At 58.2% G+C, this 12,074-nt stretch carries 11 protein-coding genes; 3 read left to right on the plus strand and 8 right to left on the minus strand.

Going from position 1 to position 12,074, the window contains the following annotated elements:
- Positions 1–80: 80 nt before the first annotated feature.
- The 7 genes from Poly51_RS04670 to hflX form a co-directional block, all read right to left on the minus strand.
- Positions 81–563, minus strand: coding sequence for a Na+/H+ antiporter subunit E (locus tag Poly51_RS04670; protein ID WP_146454672.1), 483 nt, complete (start codon positions 561–563; stop codon positions 81–83).
- Between the two features lie 131 nt (positions 564–694).
- On the minus strand, positions 695–1,825 hold the full coding sequence (gene carA / locus Poly51_RS04675; protein ID WP_146454674.1) for a glutamine-hydrolyzing carbamoyl-phosphate synthase small subunit: 1,131 nt from the start codon (positions 1,823–1,825) through the stop codon (positions 695–697).
- 98 nt (positions 1,826–1,923) lie between these two features.
- Positions 1,924–3,486: a glucan biosynthesis protein gene (locus tag Poly51_RS04680; protein WP_146454676.1), complete on the minus strand. Its 1,563-nt coding sequence runs from the start codon at positions 3,484–3,486 to the stop codon at positions 1,924–1,926.
- Positions 3,487–3,516: 30 nt separating this feature from the next.
- Positions 3,517–4,500, minus strand: coding sequence for an aldo/keto reductase (locus tag Poly51_RS04685; RefSeq protein ID WP_146454678.1), 984 nt, complete (start codon positions 4,498–4,500; stop codon positions 3,517–3,519).
- 66 nt (positions 4,501–4,566) lie between these two features.
- Complete coding sequence (locus Poly51_RS04690) at positions 4,567–5,562, minus strand: NADPH:quinone reductase (RefSeq protein WP_146454680.1); 996 nt, start codon at positions 5,560–5,562, stop codon at positions 4,567–4,569.
- Between the two features lie 222 nt (positions 5,563–5,784).
- Positions 5,785–6,612, minus strand: a complete 828-nt coding sequence (locus tag Poly51_RS04695) for an SDR family NAD(P)-dependent oxidoreductase (RefSeq protein WP_146454682.1) — start codon at positions 6,610–6,612, stop codon at positions 5,785–5,787.
- On the minus strand, positions 6,566–7,885 hold the full coding sequence (gene hflX / locus Poly51_RS04700; protein WP_146455214.1) for a GTPase HflX: 1,320 nt from the start codon (positions 7,883–7,885) through the stop codon (positions 6,566–6,568). Before hflX ends, Poly51_RS04695 begins: the two co-directional genes overlap by 47 nt.
- Positions 7,886–8,184: 299 nt before the next feature.
- Between hflX and Poly51_RS04705 the strand changes: the two genes are divergently transcribed.
- Positions 8,185–8,448 carry a hypothetical protein gene (locus Poly51_RS04705; protein ID WP_146454684.1) on the plus strand — a complete coding sequence of 88 codons (264 nt, stop codon included), beginning with the start codon at positions 8,185–8,187 and terminating at the stop codon, positions 8,446–8,448.
- A 191-nt stretch (positions 8,449–8,639) separates the two neighbouring features.
- Here Poly51_RS04705 and Poly51_RS04710 read toward each other — a convergent pair whose 3' ends face one another.
- Complete coding sequence (locus Poly51_RS04710) at positions 8,640–8,927, minus strand: lipopolysaccharide assembly protein LapA domain-containing protein (RefSeq protein ID WP_146454686.1); 288 nt, start codon at positions 8,925–8,927, stop codon at positions 8,640–8,642.
- A 284-nt stretch (positions 8,928–9,211) separates the two neighbouring features.
- Between Poly51_RS04710 and Poly51_RS04715 the strand changes: the two genes are divergently transcribed.
- Together Poly51_RS04715 and Poly51_RS04720 are read left to right on the plus strand one after the other, a co-directional pair.
- Positions 9,212–10,084, plus strand: a complete 873-nt coding sequence (locus Poly51_RS04715) for an ImuA family protein (protein ID WP_146454688.1) — start codon at positions 9,212–9,214, stop codon at positions 10,082–10,084.
- Positions 10,002–11,777: a Y-family DNA polymerase gene (locus Poly51_RS04720; protein WP_146454690.1), complete on the plus strand. Its 1,776-nt coding sequence runs from the start codon at positions 10,002–10,004 to the stop codon at positions 11,775–11,777. The genes Poly51_RS04715 and Poly51_RS04720 overlap by 83 nt, the downstream gene beginning before the upstream one ends.
- Positions 11,778–12,074 lie beyond the last annotated feature (297 nt).

Here is a 12,074-nt window from a genome sequence, read left to right on the forward strand (position 1 = left end):
GCTTGGGAAGGGAAAGACAGTCGCGGAATCCGTCGCGTGGGTGATCGGTTGGGCGCTGGCGATCAGCATTGAAAACGGATTCACTCTGAACGCTCCAATCGACAGATCCTTCGATCGATGTCACCGGACATGTCTTCGTCAGCGTCGGAGATGGACAACGCGTGAATCATGATTTTGTCTTCGATCAAATCGACCGACACCGTACCCGGCGTCAGCGTGATCGAATTTGCCAGGATTACACGACCGAGTGCGCTCTTTTGGTTCGACTGAATGGTCACCACGTTGCGGTTGAGCGGCATGTCGCGCGACAAAATGATTTTGGCGACATGGACATTCGATTCAACAATTTTGAATGCCAACCACGGCGCGAATTGCGTGAAGGGACGCAAGCCGAGTTGAGCCGGCGCGCCTTCTTCGTCGACAATTCGCATTCTCGCCGACAACCAAAGACTCAACACACACGACCCAAATCCCAGTCCAAGCAGAAAGGGATTGTCGAAGTGCCCGGACCACAACAGCCAGTTGGCCAGCAGGGCGACGCCGAGGGAAATGGTGTATTTCACGCTACTCGTTGCGGTGGGATATCTCGAATCGTCGATCCATTCGACGGTAACACGACTGCCACGAAGTCGGGATCATACAAAGATTCACCGGTTCATGGCGAGGCGAGATTCGAGGGATGCCAGCGTCGCTGTCAAACTGCCGCAGCAGTCAGCAGATCCTGGAACCGGTCGAACAGATAATGACTGTCGTGCGGTCCGGCGGCCGCTTCGGGGTGATACTGAACACCGAATGCGGGATGGGTTTTGTGGCGCACGCCCGCAACCGTATCATCGTTCAAGTTACGGTGTGTGATTTCAAGGTCTGCGGGCAACGAGTCGGCGTCGACTGCGAAGCCGTGGTTTTGCGTGGTGATCTCAACCTTGCCCGTCGTCAGATCCATCACCGGTTGGTTCGCACCGCGATGGCCGAACTTCAACTTGAAGGTCTTCGCGCCACATGCCAGTGACAACAACTGATGACCTAAGCAGATTCCAAAAATCGGTGTCTTCCCCAACAGCTCGCTGATCGTCTTGATCGCATAGTCAAGCGGCTCGGGGTCGCCGGGACCGTTGGACAGAAACACACCGTCGGGCGACAGTTTCATGATCTCGGCCGCTGTCGTGTCGCCGGGTACGATCGTGACCTTGTAACCACGCGACGCAAAGTGTCGCGGAATGTTCCACTTCATGCCAAAGTCCATGCAAACGACGTGGGTGCCGCCACCTGAATCGACGGCCGCACCGATTTCACAAGCGGTCCAATCGTCAAGTTTTTCGTCCCAGGATGTGACGGACTTGCTCATCACTTCGCGAACCAAATCGCGTCCGACCAGGCTGGGTGCGGCTTTGGCTTTGGCAATCAACGATGCATTGTCGGCGTCCGTGGTCGACAAAATACCTCGCATCGCTCCGGCGGTTCGGATGTGCCGCACCAACGATCGTGTGTCGATACCCGACAACGCGATGACGTTGTGCTTTTTCAAATAGGTGTCCAGGTCGCCGCTCGCGCGATAGTTGCTGTGGATCCGGCTGAGCTCGCGAACGATAAACCCGGACAGCGACGGAACGCGGTGTTCGACATCGATTTCGTTGACGCCGTAGTTGCCGATTTCCGGGTACGTCATCGTGACGATTTGGCCGTGATAGCTGGGATCGGTCAAGATTTCTTGATAACCGGTCATCGACGTATTGAAAACAACCTCGCCGGTCACTTCGCCAGCCGCGCCGAACGATTGGCCAGGGAATACGGAGCCGTCTTCAAGAACGAGTTTTGCGGGAGTCATGGAAAATCAGCGGGAAACAACGGGGCAGGGTCAAACCGAGGAATTTACAACGCTTTTAGCTTATTCCAAACGGCGTTTTTAGGTAAGGAGCGGTGAAATTACCGTGTGTAGACGTCTGGGTAGACAAATTGCGGCTCGTCGTGAGGGCAAAGATACGAGAAGGTCTCCGAGACCGGCTGCCCGCGGTGACGCAGCGTTGCCTTGATCTCCATGGGTGCCGGTTCCGAGGGCGTTGCGACCATTTTTAGCAGCCAGTCGCCGGTTTGCGTCTTGGTCAGCTTTTGTTCGGAAATGGCACCGCGAACCGTGGCGATCGCGACGTCGATATACGCGGTTGCGGGGATTTCGCGGATCACTTCGCCCGCAAAGCGGACCGTCAATGCAATCGACTCGGCGCCGCGTTTCAGTTCCAGCGACGTCGCCCGAGCGACGTTGGATTGCCCGCCATGGTCGCCCCCGAAAAACTCGACCGTGTATCGAAGCCGCAGGGGGGCATCCGTTGTGGGGGGTAATTGGGGGATCCAGTAGGCACCAAGATTGTCGATGCCTTCGTGAGCACCGGGCAATTCCAACAGCTCGATGCGGCCCGCACCCCAATCACCGTGCGGCGTAACGAACACACTGGGCCGTTTGTTGTACAACGCGTTGTGATCGTCGAAATGAAAGAACGAGGTATTCCGCTGCATCAAACCAAACCCGAGCAAACGATCGGTCGGAAACGAAGTCACCGAGGGATACGGCGGTCGGGCGATCGCTCGCCAGGTCCAGTCGCTATGGGCCGCCTCGCCGGTGCGAATCAATAGGCCGTCGGAATCATGAACCGACGGCCGCGCGTCTTTGGGCGGACCGCGCAAACCATCGCCCCAAATCCACATGCTGGTCAGCGGTGCGATGGCCAGCTTCTTGGGGACTCGGCGAAAATGAAGTGACGATCGAACGTCAATCGACGTCGTCGTCGCGCCGGGCATCAATTCGAACTGGTAAGCGCCGCAGACGGTGGGGCTATCCAGTAACGCACGCACCGTGACGGACTTTGCATCCGGGGTGGGTTCGTCGATCCAAATCGCACGATAGAACGGAAACTCTTCGGCACCCTCGGTTGCAATGTCGATCGCCAAACCACGTGCCGACGCACCGTAAACGTTGGATTCACTGCGGGCGCGAAAATAGCTGGACCCCAAAAACGTCAAGAATTCTTCTTCGGCGCCCCTAGGAAAACGTCCGGCGATTTTGATTCCCGCATGACCGGCATCAGCGATGGATTTCGGATCCAAGCCATGAAGATCATAAGTGAAGTCGTCCGTCGAAAACGGGATCAACCGGTTTCGATCGTCTTCGCGAACGAACAACCAAACGCGGTCGCGCTGTACAAACCCTTGGTGGAACGTTTCGATCCAGAAAGGCCGATCCGTTCCCCACCACGTCGCATTCTCGATCTTGTATTGAATCTTGACGTATTGGTCATACACCATTGCCGCCAAAGATTCCGGCACGGCACGCCGAGGTACAAAATCCGACGATGCGGTCTGTTTTGCTAACTGATCCAAGTCGTCAAACGTTTCGACTTGCGAGTATCGGGCGACGGCAACCAACGCCTCAGAATCCTCCGCCCCCGCAAGCGAAGTGAACGTGAAAAACAGTACGACACTCAAAAAACGCATGAGTTCCTATCGCCGATTCGTTTCGAAAGACTATTCGTAGATTGGGAAAAATGTGTTGAACGCAGCTTCGCAAAAATCGCCGGGGTCATTGAATCGACGATGACGGTCGAGTCCTGCGATTCGCTTCATGTGGTCATCCGACAACGTGAAATCGAAGACCGCCAAATTCTCTTTCAAACGATCAACGTTCGAAGTCTTCGGAACCACCGACGTGCCTCGCTGGACACCGAACCGCAACAACACCTGTGCCGGGCTTCGACCAACGTCCGTCGCGATCGACTTGATCGTGTCGTGTTCCAACAGCGATTCACTCGCCTCGGCCATGTTCAACTGAAAATACGACTGTGCCCCTAGCGGCGAGAACGCGGTCACGGCGATGTTGGACTGGTCACAAAACCGCAGCAGTTTTTCTTGGGTCAGATACGGGTGCATTTCGACCTGCAACATCGCCGGCCCAATTTCGGCTTGATTGTCCAAATCGCGAAGCAACGAAACACCGAAGTTGCAAACCCCGATGTCACGCACCAATCCGTCGTGAACCAACGCTTCCATCGCCCGCCACGTATCGATGATCGGGATCGGCTGCGTTTGGACGGTCGGATTCGGCGCATCGGGATCGGCAAACCAACCTGGTGGATAACGTTTCTCGATCGGCACAAAGGCTTGTGCGATCGGAAAGTGGATCAAGTACAGGTCCAGATAATCGACCTGCAAGTCTCGCAACGACTTTTCCAAAGCCGGCCGCACGTGATCGGGATGATGAAACGTGTTCCACAGTTTGCTGGTGATCCACAGGTCTTCGCGAGCGACGGCGCCGTCGCGAAAAGCAGCCGATAACCCTTCGCCGGTTTGAATCTCGTTGCCATAATCGGCGGCGCTGTCGAAGTGACGGTAGCCGCAATCGATGGCGCTGCGAACGATGTCGGCTGTGATCGCGTTTTCGATCTTCCACAGGCCAAGCCCGACCGAAGGCATCTCTCGGCCCGTCGCCAACTGGATCGTTTCAAAGCTCATGCAGTCTTCCCAAGTTTGTTTTCGCAGTGACGGTTGCGGCGCTGAACATCCGCAGTAAGCAGCGTATCAGTCGACCGTCAGCACGATCTTGCCCATCAGTTCACCGGATTGCTGCAGTGTCGCTTGTTCTTGCAAACGGTGTGCTTGGGCGGCTTCGCTAAGTGGTAGCGTTCGGCCGATGGTGGCTTTCAATTTTCCCATCGCCAACCAATGGTTGATGTCCTCAGCGGCTGCTCGAATTTCGGACGCCGTCGCTTTGAACATCGCAAACCCGTGTAGCGAACATTCTTTGACATAGAACGGGCCGACCGGAAACGACGGTCGGGCATCACGACCGGCCATCAATACCATCCGGCCACGGCCCGCCATCAGGTCGACGGCCAAATCAAAATCGGGTTCGCGGCGAGTCTCCCAAAACACGTTGACGCCCTTGGGGGCTTCGCGTTTGACCGCTTCGGCCAAGGATTCGGTTTGGTAATTGATCGTCACGTCAGCGCCCAGGTTCTTGACGGCTTCGCATTTCGATTCGCTGCCTGCGGTGGCAATCACCGTTGCGCCGGCCACGCGCGCCATCTGCACGACCATCGAACCGACGCCGCCGCTGCCGCCGATCACCAAGATGGTTTCGCCGCCTTGCAAATCGGCTTCGCGGAACAGACCCAAGTGAGCCGTCACGCCCACCAGGGCGCACGCGGCCGCGTCGACGAACGAGACTTCATCGGCCAACGGATAGCACCAGTCTTGTGAGATCACGATCTTCTCGGCGAACGTTCCTTGTCGCCCCAGCAATCCTTGGTTGGTACACCAAACTCGGTCGCCCACTTTCGCGTGATGGACGCCTTCGCCGACGGTTTCGACGACACCGGCCGCATCGCAACCGGGGATGTAGGGCTTCGGCAAATCGAATGCGACCACGCCGCTGCGGACGTAGGTATCGATCGGGTTGACCGAAACGGCATGGACGCGGATCAGCACTTCGCCGCGGCCGGGCGTGGGTGTATCGAGGTCGCCGAATTGAATGACGTCGGGCGCACCAGTCGCGGTCAGATAGGCAGCTTTCATGAGATTCGTTCGCGGTTCGAGTAGCTCGGGATGACCACACGTCAGTTTACGGCTTGGCGACGGATTTGTCGTGTGAGCTACTTCCGTTTCCAGATCCAATCCGTTTTTGAAACTGGGTAGTCCGGATTGTCGTGGATTGCTCCGCAATCCAACGAGTTCCAGGTGTTGGTTCGGCGGAGCGATCCACGACGATCGTTGCCTAAGTTGTAGAACTGGCTAGCTCTACTTCTGTTTCAGAATCGCATTCATGATCGGCGGAGCTATGCGGTCGGCATAGACGAGTGCTTTGCCGCCAAGGCTGAGGATGACTTCGCTGCGGCGTGCCAGAATCGCCGCCATTGCCGCACGGGCGACGCGGTCGGGCGTCCAGCTGCCGATGCTGGACGACGTTTGGTCGGCGCCGGTGTGAACCAACGCGTCGAAAAACTCGCTGTCGGTGGTGCTGGGGCTGACCAGGGTGACCTGGATACCGCGCGGTGCCAGCTCGGCTCGCAACGAATCGCTCCATCCGTGCATCGCAAACTTGCTGGCACAGTATTCACTTTTGTTCGGCACGGCGCGGTGGCCCAACACGCTGCTGATGTTGGCGATCACGGCGGCGGGCGATCTCGCCAGATGCTTGATCGCGATTCGTGTCAGTTCGGCGGGCGCAAAAAAGTTGACTTCCATCACTTCGCGCAGCCGGGCCGGCGAAGCATCGGCGAACGGACCGATCGCGCCGACGCCCGCATTGTTGACCAGCAAGTCGACCGCGCCGCCACGCACGTTTGCTGCGACATCGATGATCGATTCGCGCACGCCGCCATCCGTAATGTCGCCAGCAACGGGAATGATCTTGCCGACGGTTGCCCGCTGGCGAAGTTCTTCCAATCGCTCGCGCCGCCGGGCAACGGCGACGACCGTTGCGCCGCGGTCCGATAGCATTTCGCAAAGACAGCGTCCGATGCCGCTACTGGCGCCGGTCACGATGGTGACGGCGCCGTCGGGATTCAATCGCACGCGATCAAGCCACTTCGCTGGGCGCGTCGCCCATCGGCAGATCACCGACATCGACATCGTCGTGATGGACCGTGCCCATTGGCATTGTCCGCCGTGACGGATCGTCGATCGGGCGAATGTCCTTGGCCGATTTGTGAACCGGCCCCATCGCGGCGACGGGCATGCGGACGTGGACGGTGGTGATCTGGTCGCCGAATTCTCGCGACAACACTTCGCCTTTGGCTGACAAGTACGACAACAGTTTCCCGTCCGTCACGGCGACATCGACTTCGACGTCCAAGAATTCGCGTCCAAGTGCTTCGCCGACCGCTTCGGTCAACATCGTCAAACCTTTGTTCGACTGGGCGCTGACGGGAATTGCGTTGGGGTAACGGTCCAGAACGCGGTTCAACACCGCGGGGCTTTCGATCGCGTCGATCTTGTTCAGCACCAACAGCGTGTCTTTTTCCTCGATGCCCAATTCCTTTAGCACTTCGTAGACCGCCGCGATCTGTTCAAAGACAGTCGCGCTGCTGGCGTCGGCGACGTGCAGCAAGAGCTCGGCTTGGCGAGTTTCTTCAAGGGTCGACTTGAAACTGGCGACCAACGAGTGCGGCAAGTTGCGAATGAAACCAACCGTATCGCTTAACAGCACCGTGCCCCAGCCGGGCAATTGCCATCGTCGGGTTCGCGTGTCCAACGTCGCGAACAGTTTGTCTTCGGCCAACACGTCGGCATCGGTCAGCGCGTTCATCAATGTGCTCTTTCCCGCGTTGGTGTAACCGACCAACGACACCGTCGGCGATTCCTTGCGAGCGGCAACTTGACGTTCTCGACGACGTTCGACTTGCGACAACTCGGCTTGCAAATCGTGAATGCGTTTCTGGGCGATACGACGGTCGACTTCCAATTGCTTTTCGCCGGGCCCCCGCATGCCGACGCCCATCGCTTGCCGCGACAAGTGCGTCCACATCCGTTTCAACCGCGGCAGCGAATACTCGAGTTGTGCCAACTCGACCGCCAATCGTGATTCGTGCGTCCGCGCGCCGGCCGCAAAAATGTCCAGGATCAATTCCGTCCGGTCGATGACGCGGGCACCGGTGGCTTGTTCGAGATTGCGAACCTGAGCGGGTGACAGGTCGTTGTCGAAGACGATCAGGTCGGCGTCGTACCGTTCAACCATCAATCGAAGCTCTTCGACTTTTCCTTTGCCCAAGTAAGTCGAATGGTTGGCGGCCGAACGTCGTTGGATCAATTCATCAACGACTTGAGTGCCGGCGGTGGTTGCCAAACCGTGCAGTTCTTCCAACGGATCGGCCTCGACGGGTTCGCCGGGCATGATCATACGTGCCAAGATGCTGCGTTCGGGCGAGTCGTCTTGGACTTGGTGGGGTTCACGCGCAGTGATAGGTGACGCTCCTTATATGAAAAGCCGTGGTTGATTCCACAACTGCATTATAGCTGAGAGAAACCAAAGCAAGAAGGTTCGGCCGGATCGAGCATCAAATCCCCATTACCTAACACCTAATCCCCAACACCTATTCCGCCACCCTTTGACCAGACGTGTCACGGGCTTAGCGAAGAATCGTTTTTGTCGAGCCAACGGAGGCTCGGCGGAAACAAATTTTTGCCGGAGACTTCCCGATGACCCAAATGTTGCTGTTCGATTCGGTCGCTGAAACCACTGCCACCCCGATCGTCCCTGTCGTGAATGTGCCCGTCGCCCAACCGGCCGCTGAGCCCGTTTCGACCTCTGCGATAGCCCAGGTATCAGCCAAACGGTCTGGCGAAAAACGCGAAGAAGGCGGGCTGAACCACATGGGCGATTTGGCCCGATTGGTGCTGCTGCGGTACGACTTGGTCGCCAAACGCCGCGAGCAAATGGCCGCCCGCCGACGTGCAAGGTGAGGCTGCGGCGAACGTCCGGCTTAGGTGATTCAGTTTTGGCCGTGTTTTACAATGACTTCACTCTCCCTCGGGAGAGTCGAGCCTAAGCGAGGAGAGGGGGAGCGTCTGCTCGAATCCTCCCCTCGCTTAGGCTCAGACTCTCCTTGAAAAGGTTGGTAAATCTAAGTCGGACGCTCTCGCAAGCGGCCGGGTTACCTGAGCGGCGACGTGTCCTGGGAAGCTCCTGTTTTGCCGGCGTCCTTTTTGGATTCCACCACGACGACTTCCTTTTTCGTCGACTTTCGGTTTCGCAGCATTGACGCGGTCACCAACGCCCCGAACAAGAACCCCACCGCCGTGGAAACCACCAATAACACCGATAACGGGAACGCGGCGTCCATCCAAAGCAGCCGCACGTCCGTCAAAGCATTGTTCTGGAGCGCCATCGATAAGGCCAGCAGGATGCCGACGATCAGAAAGAACCAACGAATTTTCTGCATCCGAGTTGCCTAAAAAACCGACTTAAAGATACTGTACGCAGTTACACCAAGTTGCTAGCATTGGGTGTTCTGCCGTCCACCTGACTTTAATCCAACCGAGCTCGACCAGGGAGGTGAACCGAGTGGCATTCCAACAAACGTTCGCCTTCGCCCAGGATTTACCCTCCCCACGGGAGGGTCGAGCGTCAGCGAGGGAAGGGCTAGCACCGATCCCTCCCCGCTCGTTCCTCGCGACCCTCCCGAAGGAGGGTGAGGCAAAACGAGTCGATCCGACCGAAGGGAAGGTGAAGCCGTCCGCTTCGCCCCAACCTGAAGATACCACGCCGCCGAGCCGTGAACAGATTTTACAGCAACTGCGTGTCCAAGCTGGCTGTATCAGCACGGTCGAAGCCGCCGCCGGGCCGACCGTCGAGACCTTTTCGGCTGGCCACTCCGACATCGACGCGATGTTGCCTCGCGGCGGATTGAAAGTCGACTCGGTGACCCACTGGATCGGCGACAATCATTCCAACGCCACCTGCGCTCTTTCGTTGGTGACCGCCGCGGGCCGCATCGCTGCCCACCCGGGCCCCTTGGTGGTGGTGGCGCGCGAAGCCGACTTCTATCCGCCCGCCGCGGTCTCGTTGGGGATCCCGGCGGATCGAATCATTTGGGTCCGGCCCAATTCGCATGCCGACGCGGTTTGGTCGATTGACCAGTCGCTGCGATGCGAATCGGTCGCGGCGGTGTGGTCCGTCGTCGGCGCCCAATTGGATGACCGCGACGCACGACGATTTCAATTGGCGTCCGAAACCGGCGGTACGCCTGGATTGTTCGTCCGCCCGATCGTGACGCGCGGCCGGCCCAGTTTTGCGGAAACGTCGTTCCACGTCGCCATGGCCCGAGACGTTCGATTCGAATCGAAAAAGCAAACCGCCTATCCGGCACTGCGGGTGACACTAGATCGCTGCCGAGGATCAGCCGGCGGTACAGCGACAACGGTGTTGATCGACGATGGCGGTCGCTTGATCAGCCTGACCCAAAACAGTGCCGCCCGCGACACAACGAACAAACACCTTCGATCGGTTCCTTATCATGAAACGGCTGCTGTGCGTTTGGCTTCCGAATTGGCCCATCCAAAGACGAAGACTCGCCCAGCCGAGCGCCGCCGAGCCTGAGTCGGCGACTGCAACAGGGTCTGAGCCTGAGTCGGCAACTGCTTCGGTTTCACCCGATCCGCTGCTGCTTTGGGACGATCGTTCGCGGCGAGGCCGGTTGGTGGTGGCGTGTTGTCCGCGAGTTCGGTCGGCGCGAGTTCGTGTGGGGATGTCCATCGCCCAGGCACACCAAATGTGCTTGGCGGCGGAGCTGGATGATGTCGTCGTCCAGCGCCACGACGAACACCTTGACCGACAACAACTGGACCAAGTCGCATGGTGGATGCAGCAAACCATTTCGCCGATGGTCGCCATCGAGTCGCTGGACACGCACCCATGGGCCGGCCATTTGCGGCACCAATGCGAATCGCTGATCTGTGACATCGCCGGCATCGCCCATCTGTTCGGCGGCGAAGCGGGCACGCTGGACGCGGTCACCACGCTGTTAACATCGATGGGCTTGGCCGGTCGGTTGGCGATCGCCGATTCGGTCGGTGCGGCTTGGGCGGTCGCCCACACGCGGATCGCCAAATCGCACGCCGCCGAAGACCGCTGCTTCATCGTGCCACCGGGCGACGACCGCGCGGCGATCGAAGACCTACCCGTGACCGGACTAAGGATTGCACCGGAGACTGCCGAGACGCTCGGTCGACTGGGTGTCGAGACGATCGGCCACTTGTTACGGTTACCACGAAGCGGGATCGCGCCACGACTGGGCATCGGTTTGGTGAGGCGAATCGAGCAGGCGCTCGGTGAAGTCGACGAACCCGTCGGGGTATATCACGCCGAGGCCGAGCACAGCGAAACGTTGTCGATGGAGTATCCGACAACGGACTCGCGAATTTTGGCCGATCGAATCGAGCGGCTAACCGACCAGGTAAGGGCGGGCTTGGCGACACGCCAGCGTGGGGCACTACGCTTAACATGTCGCCTGGATCTTTCGATCCACCCGCCACTGACCCTGGATATCGGTTTGTTCGCGCCGTCGGCCGACGCGAAACATTTAAGTGGTCTGTTGGTTCATCGTTTGGAACAAATTCGTTTGCGATCCGCTGTCGAACGGTTAACGGTTTCAGTCACGTTGACTGGTCCGCTTCGTACGGTGCAAACACCGTTGTTCGAGTCGGCGTCGCCGACCCGATCCACCTCATCCACTCACTCGCTAAGCGGTTCGTCAATCAGCCGACTGATCGATTCGCTGAGCGGTCGACTCGGGCGTAATGCCGTTGTCGAACTCAAACTGACGGGCGATCCGTTGCCCGAAAACGCTTACCAAACTTTTCCTATGGCCGGAAATCTCATCGGCGATTCGAATCGATCCGGTCGACACCGGCGAAGTCATGCGACTCACCGTCGTTATTCCTCATTCCATCCGTCACCGACCGACGCGATGCGCCGGCCTGTGGCCCTGCTAAAAAATCCGCTGCCTTTGTCGATCGCTTGGGCGGACTCATCATTCGCCTGCGATACGTGTCTTCCTACATTGCCCGAGCGATTGCGAATCCACGGAGTGACCCATCGCATCGTCCGCCATTGGGGACCAGAAAGAATCGAAACCGGATGGTGGAAAGGCCCTTCGATCAACCGCGACTACTACCGGATCGAGACCGATCGCAATCAGTGGTGGTGGATCTTTCGCCAAACCATTTCAAAAGTGGCCGGACAGCCATCCGACGCGACGTATCGCTGGATGCTGCACGGACATTTTTCCTAGTCAAGTGATTCTCTGCTGGCAAAGGGCATCGCCGAAGCGACCCTATGTCATCTTGTGCCTCTCATGTACTGCCCTACGGGACCAAGTTTCGTGCCTCAAGCATCAGGCGGTTGTCCGCGGAAATCAATTGGCGAACACGGTACCCCTACCTGTTCACCCACGCCCGGACAAGCAACTGCTCACCCGTGATCGGTGAGAACGCTTTGACAACGATTATCGCCGACCGCTTTCGGTCAATCGATGCTCGCAGGTTACTTCGCGAGAAAAGAAAAGGTTTGGATGAGACGAAATTATCTT

This window comes from Rubripirellula tenax, from assembly GCF_007860125.1.
Taxonomy (GTDB): Bacteria; Planctomycetota; Planctomycetia; order Pirellulales; family Pirellulaceae; genus Rubripirellula; species Rubripirellula tenax.